The organism is Streptomyces sp. NPDC006012 (assembly GCF_042871185.1).
Taxonomy (GTDB): domain Bacteria; phylum Actinomycetota; class Actinomycetes; order Streptomycetales; family Streptomycetaceae; genus Streptomyces.
On record NZ_JBIAIE010000001.1, the window covers coordinates 774,073 to 790,639 of the forward strand.

The following is a 16,567-nucleotide window of genomic DNA, read 5'->3' on the forward strand; positions in this document are numbered from 1 at the left end:
CGGGGGCTGCATATCGGGATCCGCGTGTCCGGGAGTCGCGTATTCGGGGTCCGCCTGTCCGGGAGTCGCGTCGTGGGGGTCAGGTATCGGGGGAGCCGCGTGCCCGGGGCGTGCGTGGTTCTCAGGCGCGGGCCGCCAGGCCGCGGGGTCCGGGCAGGACGAGGTGGCCGTCGGTGACGGCCATGAAGCGTTCCATGCCGGGGACGAAGACGTTGGCCACGGCCAGGTGGTCGCCGGTGTACCGGTCCCACGCGTAGGCGCAGAACCCGCGGGCCGAGAGCCGGGCCAGGAGGGCGTGCAGGTGGTCCGCCGGGGTTCGCAGGGTCCCGGCGTCCACGGCGGTCGAGGCATGGTGGGTGCCGTCGGGGTCCTTGGCGTCCGCGGTGTTCTTGCTGTTCTCGGTCTTCTCGGTCTTCTCGGTCTTTTGGGTGTTCTCGGTGTTCTCGGTGTTCTGTGCGGCGTCGTCGGTGAAGGGGACGTGGTGCGCGTCCTTGAGCCGGGCCGAGAAGTCGGCCGTGTAGCAGCGGAGCAGGGCCGGGTGGCGGGTTGCGAAGTGCGGCGCCGCCGGCTGTGGCCCGGCGCCGGACCCGCTCACGCCGGTGTGGATCTGGACCAGTTCGTGCAGCGCCCGCTCGACGGCGTACGTCCGCGACAGGGACGCGCCGCAGCCGCGCACCCGGGCCGCGACGCCCGGCGCGGCCGGCAGGTACGCCCAGTAGGCCGGTACGCCCAGGTCGGTGGTCATCTCCAGCAGCCACACACGCGCACCCACGCGGCCCTCGGCGGCCCGGTGCAGCGCGGCCAGCGGCCCGGGCAGGGCAGCCGGGTCCAGCACCCGCAGCGGCGGCGGCGTGCGGGAGAGGAACTGCCGGACCAGCAGCAGCGACATCGCGTCCCGCTCGATGATCTCGTTGAGGGCGTGCACCACCGCCTCGGTCCGGGTGACACCGGCCGCCCAGCCGTTGTTGAGCGCGTAGCGGCCCAGTACGCGGTAGTCGTAGCGGTCGCCCGAGGCCGCGCGTGCTGCGGCCGGCTGGTCGACGTAGCCGGGCATGGAGAGGAAGACGGGTACGTCGGCGCCGTCCGGGCCGGTCAGGGACCGGTAGGGCAGACAGGCCAGCGGCCGGTCGGGGCCCTCGGACAGCCGGGCGAGCACGGCCTCCTGCCGTCCGAGGGCGGCGGCCACCCGGTGGGCGCCGCGCAGGACCGACCGTCCCGGCGGCGGCAGTTCGCTGAGGTGGTGTTCGAGGGCTTCGAAGACCGCGCCGACCCGTGCGGCCGGCCCCGGTCCCTTGCCGAAGCCGACCCCGCCGGGGACCGGGGCGCCGTCGCGGCCCAGCTCGCAGCGCCAGGCGCCGGGCTCGGTGCCGTCGGCGGGCAGCGGGGTCAGCGACGCGGTCAGGCCCAGGTCGGCCACGGCCCGCCGGGCGTGCCGCGCGGCCTGTTCGACGGTCGTCGCCCGCTCGCCGTGTTGCGGGGCTTCGGCGGCGGTGCGGGCGGAGGCGGCTGACGCGGTCACGGGTGCGGGGCTCTCCCTCTTGGTCGCGGGCGCGGGCTTCTCGCCGTCACGGGGTTTCTCGTGGGCTCGTGGGTCGGCCCGAAGTTCCTTCCGGCGGGCGCGGGGGCCGGGCCCGAGGTCCCTTTCCGGCGGGTGCGGGGATCAGGCCGAGACCACTTCTCGCGGCGGCCCCGGCCCCGGTCCCGGGCCTCGTTACGCGCCGGCGGTCGCCCCGGCCGCGTCGGTCGCCTCGCTCTCCGACTCCAGTTCGTTCAGCAGGTGTAACTCGCTGTCGGACAGTTCGGGGTTCGTCTGGTTCTTGATGCCCTGCATGTCGAACTGGACGCCGATGCCCATGACCATCTCCCTCTTGGTGTTTGCTTTGCTGTGTGTTGGTGATTGCTTTGCTTTTCGCAGTCTGCGGCGGACTGCGGACGCCACAACAGTTCTGACCCGGCCATAAAGCGGGCCGCGAGAGTCCGGGGCGGCCCGTGAAGATGCCTCAGAACCGACTTGCGGAGGCTGGTGGCGGGCGGGCGCCGCCCGCGTCGGTGCTGTGGGGGTGGTGCGGCCGGGTCCGTCGCGGAGGGTGGCGGCCCTGCTGGTCGGCGGAACCGTGCGCGTCTGGCCCCTGTGGCGAGGGGGGTGAGGGTGTGGTTCCGGCGGGCAGGCCGAAAAGCGATAAGGCGGAATTTGCCCCTTACGTTACATACGGGCCTCGATGTACAGCGCAGCAACATTGCCTCGGGGCGGACCCGCGGAACCGCCGGGACCCCGGGCGGCTCCCCGGCCCCACCCCTCGCCGCCATCGACCTCCCCCTCCCCGGACACAGCCGAACCCGCCCTCTCACACAGTCGAACCGGCCCGCTCGGACACGGTCGATCCGGCCCCCCGCGGACAGGGCCGTCCCTCTCTCGGACTATCGTCTTCCGGACAAAAGGCGGGCGGACGTCAGGTGAAGCAGGGGTTTCCCGCGTCCCCCCAGGGGGCGATGCCGCCTCACTGGGGGCACAGGGAACCCACGCGGGGCGTGCGGGACGGATGCGGCGGGAGGCCGACGAGGCGTGGCGAACGTGGAGCACGGCGGGCGAGGGGGGGAAGCCTTCGCGCCGGCGCCGGACCAGGCGCGGCTGAAGGCGGCCAGGCTGGGCTTGTGGGCGGTGGTCGCGATCCTCGCGGCACGGCAATTGGCCACTGTCCTCAGCACCCCCCGGGGGAAGCGGCTGACGGACCTGGAGACCTGGGTCGGCCCGGGCGGCGTCCTGCACGTCAACGGGTCCCTGTACGACTCGACCCAGTTCACCGGCACCCCCTTCGGCGGTCTGGTCCTCAAGCCGCTCACCCGCGCCGCCGAGCAGGCCCTCGGCTGGGGCTGGACCTTCGGCACCCTGCTGCTGGTCGTCGCCCTCGGCCTGGTCGCCGCCCGCGCCCTGCCCCAGCCGGTCAGCCGCCGCACCTCCCTGCTGGCCACGCCGGTCGCGATCAGCCTGCTCATGCTGTCGCTGCCGGTCCGCAACACCCTCTGGCTCGGCCAGACCAGCATCATTCCGGTGCTGCTCGTCCTCCTCGGCTGCCTCGCCGTGCGCGGGCAGCGCGCCGGCGGCCTGTGCATAGGCATCGGGGCCGCCCTCCAGCCGACCGTGCTGCTGTTCGCGCCCCTGCTGTGGTTCACCGGCCGCCGGCGGGCCGCCGCCTCCGCCACCGGCACCTTCGCCGCGGCCACCGTGCTCGCCTGGGCCGCGATGCCGCAGGACTCGTACACCTATTGGGTCCACCACATCGGCGGCGTCGGTCTCGGCGGCGAGGCCGACGCCCTCGCCAACCAGTCCCTGCACGGCGCCCTGCTCCGCCTCGGCCTGACCGGCCCGCTGGAGATCGGTCTGTTCCTGCTGCTCGGCGCCCTCGTCGCGACCCTCGCCCTGCGCCGCGCCGTGCGCTACGCCCAGGACGGCCAACTGCTGCTCGCCGTAGCGATCACCGGCTGCGCGGCCATAGCGGTCTCGCCGACCACCTGGCAGCACCAGTTGCTGTGGGTGCTGCTCGCGGTCGTCGGCCGGGTCGGCAACCGCGCCTGTGACCGCTACGTCTGGCCGGTGGCCGTGGTCCTGGTGACCACGCTGCCCGCCAAGATGATGCTGCCGAACACGCCGGCGCTGTACCCGCTGCGGGACAACATCGTGCTGCTCGCGGCGCTGGCCGCCGCCACTGCCGTGCCGTTCCTGCCCCGTACCTCGCCGTACTACCGCGCACCGGTCCCGACGCGGTACGCCCCCGCCCCGGCCCGCTTCCGGCGCGTGCCCTTCCTGCCCTTCCTGCGCCGGGTCCTCACCCGCCCCAACCTGCTCCTCGAACTGCTCCTCATACGCGTCACCTACGCCGCCTACCAGCAGGTCCGGCTCGCGGCGACCGGCGGCAGCAAAGCGGCGGGCCGGGCCACCGCCGAGCACCACGGCCGTCTCATCCTCGACGCCGAACGGTTCCTGCACATCGACATCGAGCACGCGGTCAACCACGCCGTCGTGAAGATCGGCTGGCTGCGGAACTTCTTCGACTTCTACTACGAGTCCTTCCACTTCGTGGTCCCGCTGAGCGTGCTCGCCGTCCTGTACTGGCGCCGCCCGGTCGACTACCGCTGGGCCCGTACCTCCCTCGGCTTCGCCACCCTGCTCGCCCTGGTCGGCTTCTGGCTGTTCCCGCTGGCCCCGCCCCGCCTGATGCCGAACCTCGGCATCATCGACACCGTGCACGGCGTCCAGGACTTCTCCAAGCCGGACTACGGCACCCTCACCGCCGTCACCAACCAGTACGCGGCGATGCCGTCCCTGCACTTCGGCTGGTCGCTGTGGTGCGGGGTGGCCATCGCGGTCCTCGCCCCGAAGTGGTGGATGAAGGCGCTCGGTCTGCTGCACCCGCTGTTCACGCTGTCGGCGATCGTGGCCACCGGCAACCACTGGGTGCTGGACGCGGTGGGCGGTGCGGCGGTGGTGGCCGCCGGGTTCGGGCTGACCTACGCCCTGACCGGGCCGAGGCCGACCGTCACGGCCGCCACGGCTGCTACGCCTGCTACGGCTGCCACGGGAGCCGACGGCTCCGGCGGCTCCGGGGGCTCCGGGGGCGGCCCGCCTGACCGGACGCCGGACGGGCGCGGCCGGGGGCAACAGCACCCGACCGGCGTCTGACGGCACGCACCTTCCGCCTCAGAGGCAACATTCGAAGGTTTTCCAAACATCTGTACCTGTAACCCCGGTTCGCGTGAACTGTCGGTGGCGGACGGAGATCCGCCACCACCATGACCACCCGAACCGGAGGACAGCAGATGAAGCACAAGCTGGGCGTGGCTCTCGGTGCTCTGGCCATGTGCGCCGTCGGCGCCATCGCGACGGCGCCGACGGCCACCGCGGCCGAGGCCGGCACGCAGGTCAGCTACTTCACGCTCTACCAGCACGACAACTACGGCGGGAACTACGCCAACTTCGGCGGCACCGACAAAGAGCTGAACAACAAGTACTGGGGCGGCACCACCCAGGTCATGAACAACGGTGCCAGCTCGATGCGGAACGCCACCTCCTCCTACGTCGGCATGTGGGACAAGGGCACCGACTGCAGCGGTTCCTCCTACACCGCCAAGCCGAACAGCGTGGACTCCGACTTCAGCAACAACAGCTTCGACAACAAGGCGAGCTGCGTCGTCTTCCTGTGACCCACCCCGGGGCGGCGCCGGCTCGACCGGCGCCGCCCCGGTCCGTTCCGCCCCGTTCCCTTCCGAAGCAGGAGTGGCCGAATGACCAGGCACCGTGTGGTGGGGACCGTGGCCCTCGCCCTTCTCGCCGTGGGCTGTGGCAGCACCTCCGGACGGCAGCAGGTCCCGGCGACCGTGCTCGCCGCGGCCCCCGCGCCGACCGCGCAGGTACGCGACCTCGTCCTCCCGCTGGACGGCTACCAGCTGTCCGTGAACGAGATCTACCTGATCGAGACCGCCAAGGACGTCCTGACCCGCGACTGCATGAAGCGCCAGGGACACGACTGGGAGGTCATCGACGACCGCGGGCAGTACCCCGATCTGCGCAACCGCCGCCGCTACGGCCTCATCGAGACCGCGGTCGCCAAGGAGCTGGGCTACCGGACCAACCCCCGGCTGATGGGCTCCACCGACGTCACCGCCCGCAAGGCGGACCGGGAGAAGCGCCTCGGCGCGGCGGAGCGGGCCGCCGCGCTCGATCCCGACGACGGCTGCTACCGGCAGGCGGGCGACCTGCTCGCACGCGGAAACCAGACGGACGAGGACCTGGTGAGCCGGCTGAACTCCGAGAGCCTCGACGAGGCGCTGAAGAGTCCGGAAGGCGTCCGCGTGACCCGTGCCTGGGCGCGGTGCATGGCGGAGCGGGGACACCCGTACAAGGACATCTACGCCCCCGGCGAGGACCCGCGCTGGGCACCCGCGAAGCCCCCGTCCACCGCGGAGAAGCAGACCGCGCAGGCCGACGTGGGCTGCAAGCAGCGGGTCGGGCTGGTGAACGCGCTGAGCGGGCAGGAGCGCGGGATCCAGGAGCGGGACATCCGCGCGCACCAGGCGTACTTCACGGGACTGAAGTCGGCCAAGGAACGCCATCTCGCCGCCGCCCGTGCCGTACTCGACCGGCGCTGACCGGCCCGTCGTCGGCGCGGCCCGGTCACGGATGGTCGCGGTTGAGGAACCACACCGTCCACAGCACGGCCGCGCACAGCACCGCCAGCCGCAACACCGGCCACCAGCGGCTGCGCACGAAGCGCCGGAGCCGGACCAGGGCCGCCGGCTGGACGAACCGCCCGGTGCGCACGCTCACCGTCAGGAACTCCCGTTCCAACGGGGTCAGATCGGGCGCCGGCCCGTCCGCCGTCAGGAACGCGTCCCGCGCGGCCAGCAGCGGGCACCCCGGTACAGGGCACCGGGATCCCGGCCCAGTTCCTCCCACTCCTTGGCGGACCGGGTCAACCGCCGCTGCAGGCACATCCGCTCGCGGTCGCTCTCCACCCAGTCGCGCAGCCGTGGCCAGGCGGTGATGAGCGCTTCGTGCGTGAGGTCCACGCCGGTGCCGTCGACGGTCAGCAGCCGTGCCCGGACGAGGGCTTCGAGCACCTGCTCGGCCTCCTCGGACCCGGTCAGCTCGGCCCGCTCGGCCGGCCGCCGGGTGTCCGGGGTGCCCTCGCCCGGAGTGATCAGCCGCAGCAGCATTCCCCGGGCGAGTGCGGTCCGTACGGCCGTGAAACCCGCGAACACCTCCTCGGCGGTGTGGGCCACGGCGCCCTGGACGCCGCCGATCGCCTCGTACGCCTCCAGGGTCAGCGTGCGGGACCGCCGCCGTCGCCACAGTGCCAGCAGGGCGTGCGACATGAGCGGCAACGCCCCCGGCTCCTGGGCCACGTCGGCGACGATCCGGGCCGTCAGTGAACTCCGCGCGTTCCGCCGCGTCCTGGCAGAGCGTGAAGACCTCCTCGAACTGATCGACCACCAGCACGGTGTCCGCATCGCCCGGCACCGGCTCAAGCAGCGCGGCATGGGTCCGCAGGGGGCTCGGGCCGGGCGTGCAGATCCGGACGGCGGCCGGCCGGCCGTCCCGCTCGCCGAGGTGGCGGAGTTCCTGGACGAGTCCCGCGCGCAGCAGCGAGGACTTGCCGCTGCCCGAGGCCCCGACGACCGCGACGAAGCGGTGCTCGCGGACCAGGCCGACGAGGTCCGCCACCAGCCGGTCGCGCCCGAAGAACAGGGCGCCGTCCTGCGTGCCGTACCGGGCGAGCCCGCGGTAGGGCGGCGGTTCGTCCTCGTCCGCGGCGACCGGCCGGGCGGACAGCTCGTCGGCGAGGGTGTGCCAGCGCCGTTCCCACTCCTCGCGCGGGCCGCCGCAGACCTCGACGTAGGCCAGCGTCACCGGCAGCGACGGCAGCCGTTCGCCCGTGGCGGCGCCGGACAGGGTGGGGGCGGAGTACCCGGCGCGGGCGGCCATGTCCCGGTAGGTGGGGCTCCCCGCGACGCGGCCCGGCGAGCCGGACCGACGACGTGGCGGCCGTCTCCCGCGCCGTACGGCAGACGGCGGCCCCCGGCGACGGCGTGCTGTTCCTGCCGGGCAGCCGCCGGGTGTGGACGCTCGGCCGGGAGCCCGCCGCGTACGGTGTGTACGACCTCGCGCCGGCCGCCGCGCCGCACCCCTCGCACACGCTCTACGGCACGGAACTTCCGCCCGCAGGCATCCGGAACCGGATCCTGCGCGTCTCACGGATCATCGTGGTGCGGGAACCCGCACGTGAACGCAGGGAGGCGAACGGGCGGGAGGAGGCGAAGGAGACGGCACTGCGCGACCACTTCACCCGGTGCGAGCGCAGCACCGTCAGCAGCGCACGGATCGAGGTGTACGAACGCGGTGACCACTGCTGACCCGCAAAGCACCCCCGGACCGACCGCCGCTCGACCGGCCACCACCCGACCGACGACCACCCCGCCGACCACCACTCGACTGCGCAAGGAGAAGACCATCATTCGGCAAGACGACGCCGGGCTCGTCGCCCCGGTCGATCCCCCACAGGCCGACGCCCCACCTGCCGTGACGCCGCGGAGCGGCGGTCGCGGCCGGGCGGTGGCGGTGTCCGTCCCGGCCGCGGTCGCGCTGGCCCTCGGCCTGTGGGGGATCGACCGGCAGGACAGCATGTGGCGCGACGAGTCGGTCACCTACCAGGTGGCCCATCGCTCGCTCGGCGACCTGTGGGGTCTGCTGGGCCACATCGACGCCGTGCACGGCCTGTACTACCTCGTCATGCACGCCGTGTTCGCCCTGTGGGACGGCGGTCTCGTCGCCCTGCGGCTGCCTTCGGTGGCGGCGACCGCGCTGGCGGCGGCCGGGGTCGCGGCGATCGGCGGGCGACTGTCCGGGCGGCTCGCGGGCCTGCTCGCCGGTCTCGTCTTCGCGCTGCTGCCGGTGACGCAGCAGTACGCGCAGGAGGGCCGCTCCTACGCCCTGGTCACCGCGGGTGTCACCTGGGGGACGTACTTCTTCCTGCGCGGCATCGAAGGCGGCACCGAGGGCAGGGCCGATCGCACTCCCGCAGGCGGTACGGAGGGCACGGGCGACCGCAGTTCCGAAGGCGGGCGCGGAGTCTCCCGGGCCCGCTGGTGGGTGGCGTACGCGCTCACGCTCGGCCTCGCGAGCTGGCTGCACGAGTTCGCCGTCCTGGCGCTCGTGGCCCATGCGCTGACCCTGTGGCGGCTGCGCGTGCCTCGGCGGACCTGGCGCCCCTGGGCCCTCGCGGCGGCCTGCGCGGCGCTGAGCGTGCTCCCGCTGGCGGCGGTGAGCGCGGGCCAGGCGGACCAGCAACTGGGCTGGCTGGGCCGGCCGAGCCTGAACGCGTGGCTCCAGTTCGCCGCGCTCTCCGTCGCGGGCCTGCTGCTGTGCCGGTTCCTCGGACGCCGCTCCGGCGCCGCCGCCTCCGGCACCCTGACCGCCCTCGCCCTCCCGCTGCTGATCGCCCCGGTCGGACTGCTCATGGCGGTCTCCCTCGTCAAGCCGTGGTACGTCGACCGGTACGTCCTGTACTGCATGGCCGGTCTCGCGCTGCCCGCCGGTGCCGTCCTGGCCCGCGCCGTACGGCGGCGCCACCGGCTGCGCCCGGTGGCGCGCGCGCTGACCGCCTGTGCGGTGGTCGCCCTGGCCGTCGCGGTGCTGCTGCCGTGGTCGCTGCTGGTCCGTTCCCCTCAGAGCCGCAAGGACGACGTGGTCGCCGTCACCCACGCCGTCGAGCGGACCGCGCGCGACGGCGACGGCGTCCTGTTCATGCCCGCCCGGCGACGCGAGTGGCTGCTGTCGTACCCGTCCGTCCTCGACCGCCTGGACGACCTGGCGCTCGCCGGATCCCCGGCCGCCTCGCGCACCCTGCAAGGCACCGAACTGCCCGCCGCGGCCGTCCGGCAGCGCATCCTGTCGGCGGACCGCGTCATCGCGCTGGCCGATCCCGCCGGGCAGCCGCTCGACCCCTTCCCGCAGGAGGAGGTCAAACGGCGGACCCTGCGGTCGTCCTTCGAGGAGTGCGAGCGGATCCGGGTACGCGGTGCGCAGGTCGTCGTGTACGCGCGTCCCGGGCACTGTGCGCGCTGAGGCGCACGGAGTCTTTTGATCAGGCTCGAATGTCCCGTATCTGACGATTCTTTTTGCCGGGTGAAGGCGCTTCCGTCCTTTTTTTCTTTGCTCGGCATGTGTGGGTGTCCGATTCGATATGGAGGAAATCCCGTCGTCGTGTGAGGATCCGAACGGACGGTGGCGGGGGCCTTCCGAGACCGCTGCACGCGTCCCTTCCGCTGGTCGCCGACCCGGCCGGCGGTGTGTGGCAGTCAACAATGGGGGATTGTGTGATTTCCGCTTATCTGACCTCGGACGCTCTCATGTCCACCACGTTCGTGGTTTCCCCGCTGGAACAGCTCGGCTCCCTGCTCGGTTTCGGCCTCACCTCCGTCGGCGGGCTCAAGCTGGAACGAGCGGTACGGGAGACCTCCCTGCGCCAGGACGGGGGTCTGCTCATGGCGTTGCGGCGGGTGAAGCAGAACTACGTGCCGGGTTTCCTGTTCGCGGGTACGGCGGACCACGGCTCGCTCGACGTGGAGCTGCACGCGGTGGCCACGGCCCCGAGCCGGGTCGTCGCACGCCAGATGGGAAGGTTCCTGGACTCGGTACGGGCCGTCCGGGGGCCGGAGCCGGCCGACCTGCGGAAGATCACCGCGGCCCTGGAGGCCGGGGAGGGGGCGTTCGCCCAGCGGATCGCCCGGGAACTGGGCCGGTTCTGGTCGGCGAGCGTGTCGGCCCGCTGGAACTCCGTACGCCAGGCGGCCGAGGGCGACATCCGGCACCGCGCCGCCGCCATCGCCGAACACGGACTGGCCGCCACCCTCAACTCCCTGCATCCGGCGCTCACTTACGACTCCGGCACCCTCAGCATCCAGGACCCGCGCACCCTCCAGGTGCGCGAGACCGGCCGGATCACCCTGTGTCCCGCCCCGCTGGCGACGACGTGGCTCCTGCGCACCGACCCGTGGGGCGAGGACGGAACACACCTCACCTACCCGGTGAGTTCCGGCCGGAGTGGCATCCGGCCGGCGGCGGATCCCATGGCGTCGGACTCGCTGGGCCAGGTCATCGGGCAGGCCCGCTTCCTCCTGCTGTCGGATCTGGACAGACCCCGGATCACCATCGAACTCGCCGAGCGGCACCACATGACCGCCTCGACCGTCTCGTACCACCTGACCCGGCTGCACCGAGTCGGCCTGCTCAACCGGATACGCGAGGGCAACCGCGTGTACTACCAGCGCACGTCCGAGGGCGACCGGCTCGTCGCCCGCCAGGGCCGCGCCCGCGCCGCCCAGCGCCCGGACCGCAGGCTGCGGCCCGTTACGGGCGCCAAGTGGGCCGCGGGCACGATCGAGATCGCGCATCACGTGTCCATGTGCTGAATCACGGGGCCGACGGGCCCGTCCCGCACTCGAACCACACGGTCTTCCCGCCGCCGGGCCGCGGCTCGACGCCCCACTTGTCGGCCACCGCGTCCACCAGGACGAGCCCGCGCCCGCCCTCCCGGTCCAGCGCCGGCCCGAACGAGACGAGCGGCAGCTCGGGCGACCCGTCGGTCACCTCCACCCGGACGACCGCCCTGCGCCGCTGCACCAGCAGGACGCAGCGGCGGTCGGGCACATGCCGTACGACGTTGGTGACCAGCTCGGTCACGCCCAGCTCCACGGCGTCCGTCAGCTCGGCCCGCCCCCAGTCGTGCAGCAGCGAACGGACGATGTTGCGGATGTGCCGTACGGAGTGCTCTCCGACGGTGAGGCTCATGCGGTAATGGGGAATATTGAAGTTCACGCAACGAGGCTGACCTGCCGAGACTACGCTCGGCTATGGAACAGACACAACGGGTCCCGCTGTGGACCGGGTTGCGCGAGAGGGGATCCAACGTGACCCACATCAACGTCCTCGACCCGGGCGCCTCGCCGCTCGACTACTTCGGCTTCGAACTGCGCCGCCACCGAGAGGCCGCGGGACTGACACAGCGGCAGCTCGGGGACATCCTCAACTACACGGGGTCGCTGGTCGGCCAGATCGAAACCGCGCGGAAGTTGCCGACGCAGGAGTTCAGCGAACGGGCGGACACGGCCCTGGAAACGGGCGGCCTGCTGTCGCGCCTGGTCGAGCTGGTGATGCGGTCGCAACTTCCGGCTTGGTTTCGGCAGGTGGCGGAGCTGGAGGCGCGGGCGGAGGAGATCTGCACCTTCCATATGGGCATGGTCCACGGACTGTTGCAGACCCCTGAGTACGTACGGGCCGTGCTTGGTGCGCTGGATGACACCGACCTCGAAGACCGCACCGCGGTACGGCTGGCCCGTCAGCGCATCTTCGAGAAGCCGAAGCCGCCGGTCTTCTGGCTGGTCCTCAGCGAGGCAGCCCTGCATCAGAAGATCGGCGACCCCGAGATCATGCGTGGACAACTGGCCCACCTGAACTCGTTCGAGAACAATCCGCGGATCAACGTTCAGGTGCTGCCATATTCGGCCGGTGCGCACGCGGGACTGACCGGCTCATTCAACCTCTACCGCTTCTCCAGCGATCCGACCATCGTCTATACCGAGGGCTACGGAAGCGGGCATCCAACCGCCAACCCGGAAACCGTCAAGGATTGCTCGCTCCGTTACGATCATCTGCGGGCCGCCGCGCTGTCCCTCAAGGACTCGGCGGATTTGATCCGGCGCGTGATGGAGGACCGCTATGGAGAGCAACTGGCGTAAGTCCAGCTACAGCAGTGATCAGGGCGGTGACTGTGTCGAGTGTGCGACCCTCGGCACCCTGGCCTGGCGCAAGTCGACGTACAGCGGTGATCAGGGCGGCAGCTGCGTAGAGATTGCTGAGGCTCCCTGCCCCACCGTTGCCGTCCGCGACTCCAAGAACCCCGCGGGCCCGCACCTGGCGTTCGAGCCCGCGGTGTTCACGGAGTTCCTGGCGTGGACTACAGCCGCTGAATGATCGTCGCGGTGGCCAGCCCACCGCCCGCGCACATCGTGATCAGCGCGAACTCCTTGTCGGCGCGCTCCAGTTCGTGGAGCGCCGTGGTGATGAGGCGGGCCCCGGTCGCTCCGACCGGGTGCCCGAGCGCAATCGCACCGCCGTTCACGTTGACCTTCGCCAGGTCCTGGTCGAAGACCCGGGCCCAGCTCAGCACCACCGATGCGAACGCCTCGTTGATCTCGACGAGGTCGATGTCCTTCAGGGACATCCCGGCCTTGCCGAGCACGGCGTTGGTCGCGTCGATCGGGCCGTCCAGGTGGTAGTGCGGGTCCGCGCCCACCAGCGTCTGCGCGACGATCCGGGCCCGCGGGCGCAGCTTCAGCGCCCGCGCCATCCGCTTCGACGCCCACATGATGGCCGCCGCGCCGTCCGAGATCTGTGACGAGTTGCCCGCCGTGTGGATGGCCGTCGGCATGACCGGCTTCAGCCCGGCCAACGCCTCCATGGACGTGTCGCGCAGCCCCTCGTCCTTGTCGACGAGCCGCCACATGCCCTGCCCGGCGTGCTGCTCCTCCTCGGTGGTGGGAACCTGCACGGCGAACGTCTCGCGCTTGAAGCGCTCCTCGGCCCAGGCGTTCGCGGCCCGCTCCTGCGAGCGCAGCCCCAGCCGGTCGACGTCCTCGCGGGTCAGGCCGCGGTTGCGGGCGATGCGTTCGGCGGCCTCGAACTGATTGGGCAGGTCCACGTTCCACTCGTCGGGGAACGGCTTGCCCGGACCGTGCTTCGAGCCGGAGCCGAGCGGCACCCGCGACATGGCCTCGACGCCGCAGCTGATCCCGACGTCGATGACGCCGCCCGCGACCATGTTCGCCACCATGTGCGCGGCCTGCTGCGAGGAGCCGCACTGGCAGTCCACGGTGGTCGCCGCCGTCTCGTACGGCAGGCCCGCGGTCAGCCAGGCCGTACGCGCGGGGTTCATGGACTGCTCGCCGGCGTGGGTCACCGTGCCGCCGACGATCTGCTCCACGCAGTCGGCGGGGATGCCGGTGCGGCCCAGGAGTTCTCGGTAGGTCTCGCCCAGGAGGTAGGCGGGATGGAGGTTGGCGAGCGCGCCGCCGCGCCTGCCGATGGGGGTCCGTACGGCCTCGACGATCACGGGTTCCGCGGCCATGGGGGAATCGTCCTCTCCTCGGTCACCCGCGCGGCGCGCGGGCGTCCCGGCCCGGCCCTGCCACGCATAACTAGAACGCGTATCAGTTCTGTGTGCAGTTTGCTGACAGACCGTCCGTGACCGCAAGGGGGTTGCGGGCAATTGGGGTCCTCATGGGCCTTGCTAGTTGTAGAACCCGTTACTACCTTCGCGGCAACCGGGTTTTCCTGATGGTTCGTCAGAATGGTGGGAGTGAGCCGATCATGCCCTGTCCCGCGCTGCCCGACGGGTTCGACCTCACCGACCCCGATCTGCTGCACAGCCGCGTGCCCCTGCCGGAGTTCGCCGAGCTGCGCCGGGCCGAGCCGGTGCGCTGGATCCCCCAGCCGCACGGCCTGGCCGGATTCGCCGACGACGGCTACTGGGCGGTGACCCGCCACGAGGACGTCAAGTACGTCTCCACCCACCCGGAGATCTTCTCCTCCACTCTCAACACCGCGATCATCCGCTTCGGCGAGCACATCGAACGGGACGCCATCGACGTCCAGCGGCTGATCCTGCTCAACATGGACCCACCCGAGCACACCAGGGTCCGGCAGATCGTGCAGCGCGGTTTCACGCCACGTGCCATCCGTGCGCTGGAGGACCGGCTGCGGGCCAGGGCGCACGCGATAGTCCAGGGAGCGCTGGCGCGCTCCGGGCCCTTCGACTTCGTCACCGAGGTCGCCTGCGAACTGCCCCTCCAGGCCATCGCGGAACTGATCGGCGTACCCCAGGAGGACCGCACCAAGATCTTCGACTGGTCCAACAAGATGATCGCGTACGACGACCCGGAGTACGCGATCACCGAGGAGATCGGCGCGGAGTCGGCCACCGAGATCATCGCGTACGCGATGAACATGGCCGCCGACCGCAAGCAGTGCCCGGCCAAGGACATCGTCACCACGCTGGTCGCCGCGGAGGGCGAGGGCAACCTCAGCATGGACGAGTTCGGCTTCTTCGTACTCATGCTGGCGGTCGCGGGCAACGAGACCACCCGCAACGCCATCACCCACGGCATGCACGCCTTCCTCACCCACCCCGACCAGTGGGACCTCTACAAGCGCGAGCGGCCCGCCACGACGGCGGAGGAGATCGTCCGCTGGGCCACTCCCGTCAACTCCTTCCAGCGGACCGCGACCCAGGACACCGAACTGGGCGGGCAGCGGATCAAGAAGGGTGACCGGGTCGGCCTGTTCTACGCCTCCGCCAACCACGACCCCGACGTCTTCGACGCCCCGGACTCCTTCGACATCACCCGTGACCCGAACCCGCACCTCGGGTTCGGCGGCGGTGGGCCGCACTTCTGCCTCGGCAAGTCCCTGGCGGTGCTGGAGATCGACCTGATCTTCCAGGCGATCGCGGGCGCCATGCCGAACCTGCGCATGGTCGGCGACCCGCGTCGGCTGCGCTCGGCCTGGATCAACGGGGTCAAGGAGCTTCAGGTCAGCGCCGGCTGACCGGCCCTGGCACGGTCACCCGCACCGCGCCCGTAGACCGCCGCCCGGCGAGTACGGCCAACGTGGCCGCTTCCCGCGTCAAGAACCGACGCTCGCGCTGAATGCCATATTCCCACGTCAAGTACAGCAGTCACCGGTGGACGCCGTGGTGAACCGGATGCTGGTGCGGCGCGTTGCAGGGGCGTCGGAAACACCTGGGGAACGAAGAGGCGCGGAGCGCAATGCGAGAGAAATACGATTTTCCGGAAGCCGAAAAAGACATCTGGAGTCGAATCGCGAAGCTACAGGCGTGGGAGCAAAGGATGAGGACTGAGGTGGTGAAGGCAGAGCTCGGAAAAATGCCGGAAAAATACCGAGTCCGCTATTTGCTCCGTTGGGCACGGAGAAGCGTTCTGCAGGACGGGAATCTGCTGCAGAGCGTGGCAAAGGGTGTCTATGAGACTTATCAGGAACAGTTTGGGTGGCCCAAGGAGCCGCCGGCCGTGCAGGTGGCGTTGGCTTGGCCGAGTCTCGGTCTGTCGGGTTGGAAGCCGTTGGTGGTGCCGCTGAACGTGCCGCAGCCGAAGAACGGCACGTCGGATGCGTCGGTGCCGTCGTTCATAGCCGATCCTTTGCTTGACCTGCGCAACCTCCAGGTGTTGCGTGAATTGCTGTCCGAGGGGAAGTTGGACGCGCAGGTCTGCAATACGGCGTTGTCCATGCAGAATGATCTGAAGTCTTGGCTCGGTGTCGAGGCGTCCGGGGAGTACGCCGTGCCCGCGTTTCCGGATGCGGGTCAGGGTGTCGGTGTCCGTCAGGTGCAGGGGGAGGCACAGCCCGGGCCCCCGGAGCCGATGTCCGGTGGCGTGGACACGGACGTAATGATGTTCGGCGCGAACGTGAACGAAGTGATGCCGGAGGGGCTTGAGGACCCCCTCCACGGTGCTGGCTCTGAGGCGGCGTTGGTGGCGTACGACTTTTGGCCTGAGTCGGTCGATGCGTTCGCGCCCGATGCGTATGGATACGGCGGGTACGCGCATGCCGAGGGGGCGTGGCAGGCCCAGCCTCCGGGGGTGGACGCGCTGCCACAGTGGATGACGGAGACGCCGATCGCAGCCACTGCGTCCGCTCAGGCGGGATATGAGGTGGCGGACTCGTCCTGGGACGACGTCTACGGTGCGGGCGCCGACCGGAGCGCGGCGTCCCCGCAGTCGAACACCCCCGTGTCCCCTTCGCTGTTTTTGCAGGCCACGGAGTACCTGCTGGCTGAGTCGCCCGCCGACTGGAGCGCCGGGACACAAGGGAACGACGAGCCGGTGGCCCGGCGGGTGTCGGCGACTACCCCCCCAAGGCCCAGCCAGAAACGGTAAGAAGTCTCTGCCTGTTCGACCTTGAGCGGTGATGTTCGTTTGAACGTGGAATCCCGGTCGG

16 protein-coding genes and 1 pseudogene are annotated in these 16,567 nt (G+C 71.1%); 10 read left to right on the forward strand and 7 right to left on the reverse strand.

Annotation, left to right across the window (positions count from 1 at the left end; translation table 11 throughout):
• Positions 1 to 121: 121 nt before the first annotated feature.
• Both ACFYPJ_RS03310 and ACFYPJ_RS03315 read right to left on the reverse strand, forming a co-directional pair.
• Positions 122 to 1,519, reverse strand: a complete 1,398-nt coding sequence (locus tag ACFYPJ_RS03310) for a YcaO-like family protein (protein WP_389009600.1) — start codon at positions 1,517 to 1,519, stop codon at positions 122 to 124.
• Between the two features lie 192 nt (positions 1,520 to 1,711).
• Positions 1,712 to 1,855, reverse strand: coding sequence for a hypothetical protein (locus tag ACFYPJ_RS03315; RefSeq protein ID WP_389009603.1), 144 nt, complete (start codon positions 1,853 to 1,855; stop codon positions 1,712 to 1,714).
• A gap of 708 nt (positions 1,856 to 2,563) precedes the next feature.
• Between ACFYPJ_RS03315 and ACFYPJ_RS03320 the strand changes: the two genes are divergently transcribed.
• The 3 genes from ACFYPJ_RS03320 (at position 2,564) to ACFYPJ_RS03330 (ending at position 6,144) form a co-directional block, all read left to right on the forward strand.
• The gene (locus ACFYPJ_RS03320) at positions 2,564 to 4,678 is read left to right on the forward strand and encodes a bifunctional glycosyltransferase 87/phosphatase PAP2 family protein (RefSeq protein ID WP_389009605.1); all 2,115 of its coding nucleotides are present in this window, start codon (positions 2,564 to 2,566) and stop codon (positions 4,676 to 4,678) included.
• Between the two features lie 110 nt (positions 4,679 to 4,788).
• Positions 4,789 to 5,199: a peptidase inhibitor family I36 protein gene (locus ACFYPJ_RS03325; protein ID WP_389009608.1), complete on the forward strand. Its 411-nt coding sequence runs from the start codon at positions 4,789 to 4,791 to the stop codon at positions 5,197 to 5,199.
• 81 nt (positions 5,200 to 5,280) lie between these two features.
• Positions 5,281 to 6,144, forward strand: a complete 864-nt coding sequence (locus ACFYPJ_RS03330) for a hypothetical protein (RefSeq protein ID WP_389009610.1) — start codon at positions 5,281 to 5,283, stop codon at positions 6,142 to 6,144.
• 25 nt (positions 6,145 to 6,169) lie between these two features.
• Here ACFYPJ_RS03330 and ACFYPJ_RS03335 read toward each other — a convergent pair whose 3' ends face one another.
• From ACFYPJ_RS03335 to ACFYPJ_RS03345, 3 genes and pseudogenes are all read right to left on the reverse strand, one after another.
• The gene (locus tag ACFYPJ_RS03335; RefSeq protein WP_389010171.1) at positions 6,170 to 6,322 is read right to left on the reverse strand and encodes a hypothetical protein; all 153 of its coding nucleotides are present in this window, start codon (positions 6,320 to 6,322) and stop codon (positions 6,170 to 6,172) included.
• A 53-nt stretch (positions 6,323 to 6,375) separates the two neighbouring features.
• Positions 6,376 to 6,900, reverse strand: a complete 525-nt coding sequence (locus tag ACFYPJ_RS03340; RefSeq protein ID WP_389009612.1) for a hypothetical protein — start codon at positions 6,898 to 6,900, stop codon at positions 6,376 to 6,378.
• Positions 6,901 to 6,979: 79 nt separating this feature from the next.
• Positions 6,980 to 7,480, reverse strand: a pseudogene (locus ACFYPJ_RS03345) (hypothetical protein); the annotation flags it as partial.
• A 53-nt stretch (positions 7,481 to 7,533) separates the two neighbouring features.
• Here ACFYPJ_RS03345 and ACFYPJ_RS03350 point away from each other — a divergent pair.
• From ACFYPJ_RS03350 to ACFYPJ_RS03360, 3 genes are all read left to right on the forward strand, one after another.
• Positions 7,534 to 7,908 (forward strand): hypothetical protein, encoded by a 375-nt coding sequence (locus ACFYPJ_RS03350; protein WP_389009615.1) that lies wholly within the window; start codon positions 7,534 to 7,536, stop codon positions 7,906 to 7,908.
• A complete protein-coding gene (locus ACFYPJ_RS03355) occupies positions 7,895 to 9,619 on the forward strand; it encodes a hypothetical protein (protein WP_389009618.1) in 1,725 nt (574 codons plus the stop codon). Before ACFYPJ_RS03350 ends, ACFYPJ_RS03355 begins: the two co-directional genes overlap by 14 nt.
• Positions 9,620 to 9,903: 284 nt before the next feature.
• On the forward strand, positions 9,904 to 10,965 hold the full coding sequence (locus tag ACFYPJ_RS03360) for a winged helix-turn-helix domain-containing protein (protein WP_389009621.1): 1,062 nt from the start codon (positions 9,904 to 9,906) through the stop codon (positions 10,963 to 10,965).
• A gap of 1 nt (position 10,966) precedes the next feature.
• Here ACFYPJ_RS03360 and ACFYPJ_RS03365 read toward each other — a convergent pair whose 3' ends face one another.
• Positions 10,967 to 11,344 carry an ATP-binding protein gene (locus ACFYPJ_RS03365; RefSeq protein WP_389010132.1) on the reverse strand — a complete coding sequence of 126 codons (378 nt, stop codon included), beginning with the start codon at positions 11,342 to 11,344 and terminating at the stop codon, positions 10,967 to 10,969.
• Positions 11,345 to 11,463: 119 nt separating this feature from the next.
• On the opposite strand from ACFYPJ_RS03365, the gene ACFYPJ_RS03370 reads away from it, so the two are divergent.
• Both ACFYPJ_RS03370 and ACFYPJ_RS03375 read left to right on the forward strand, forming a co-directional pair.
• On the forward strand, positions 11,464 to 12,291 hold the full coding sequence (locus ACFYPJ_RS03370; protein ID WP_389009624.1) for a helix-turn-helix domain-containing protein: 828 nt from the start codon (positions 11,464 to 11,466) through the stop codon (positions 12,289 to 12,291).
• Complete coding sequence (locus ACFYPJ_RS03375; RefSeq protein ID WP_389009627.1) at positions 12,272 to 12,526, forward strand: DUF397 domain-containing protein; 255 nt, start codon at positions 12,272 to 12,274, stop codon at positions 12,524 to 12,526. Before ACFYPJ_RS03370 ends, ACFYPJ_RS03375 begins: the two co-directional genes overlap by 20 nt.
• Here ACFYPJ_RS03375 and ACFYPJ_RS03380 read toward each other — a convergent pair.
• Positions 12,510 to 13,679 carry a steroid 3-ketoacyl-CoA thiolase gene (locus ACFYPJ_RS03380; RefSeq protein WP_389009630.1) on the reverse strand — a complete coding sequence of 390 codons (1,170 nt, stop codon included), beginning with the start codon at positions 13,677 to 13,679 and terminating at the stop codon, positions 12,510 to 12,512. The genes ACFYPJ_RS03375 and ACFYPJ_RS03380 overlap by 17 nt on opposite strands.
• A gap of 242 nt (positions 13,680 to 13,921) precedes the next feature.
• On the opposite strand from ACFYPJ_RS03380, the gene ACFYPJ_RS03385 reads away from it, so the two are divergent.
• Positions 13,922 to 15,157, forward strand: coding sequence for a cytochrome P450 (locus ACFYPJ_RS03385; protein WP_389009633.1), 1,236 nt, complete (start codon positions 13,922 to 13,924; stop codon positions 15,155 to 15,157).
• A 221-nt stretch (positions 15,158 to 15,378) separates the two neighbouring features.
• On the forward strand, positions 15,379 to 16,506 hold the full coding sequence (locus ACFYPJ_RS03390) for a hypothetical protein (RefSeq protein ID WP_389009636.1): 1,128 nt from the start codon (positions 15,379 to 15,381) through the stop codon (positions 16,504 to 16,506).
• Positions 16,507 to 16,567: the final 61 nt, after the last annotated feature.

Coding starts and splice junctions, on each gene's coding strand:
- ACFYPJ_RS03315 (WP_389009603.1), bottom strand. CDS start 1,855: ATGGGCATCGGCGTCCAGTTCGACATGCAGGGCATCAAGAACCAGACG.
- ACFYPJ_RS03325 (WP_389009608.1), top strand. CDS start 4,789: ATGACCACCCGAACCGGAGGACAGCAGATGAAGCACAAGCTGGGCGTG.
- ACFYPJ_RS03330 (WP_389009610.1), top strand. CDS start 5,281: ATGACCAGGCACCGTGTGGTGGGGACCGTGGCCCTCGCCCTTCTCGCC.
- ACFYPJ_RS03360 (WP_389009621.1), top strand. CDS start 9,904: ATGTCCACCACGTTCGTGGTTTCCCCGCTGGAACAGCTCGGCTCCCTG.
- ACFYPJ_RS03365 (WP_389010132.1), bottom strand. CDS start 11,344: ATGAGCCTCACCGTCGGAGAGCACTCCGTACGGCACATCCGCAACATC.
- ACFYPJ_RS03375 (WP_389009627.1), top strand. CDS start 12,272: ATGGAGAGCAACTGGCGTAAGTCCAGCTACAGCAGTGATCAGGGCGGT.
- ACFYPJ_RS03380 (WP_389009630.1), bottom strand. CDS start 13,679: ATGGCCGCGGAACCCGTGATCGTCGAGGCCGTACGGACCCCCATCGGC.
- ACFYPJ_RS03385 (WP_389009633.1), top strand. CDS start 13,922: ATGCCCTGTCCCGCGCTGCCCGACGGGTTCGACCTCACCGACCCCGAT.
- ACFYPJ_RS03390 (WP_389009636.1), top strand. CDS start 15,379: ATGCGAGAGAAATACGATTTTCCGGAAGCCGAAAAAGACATCTGGAGT.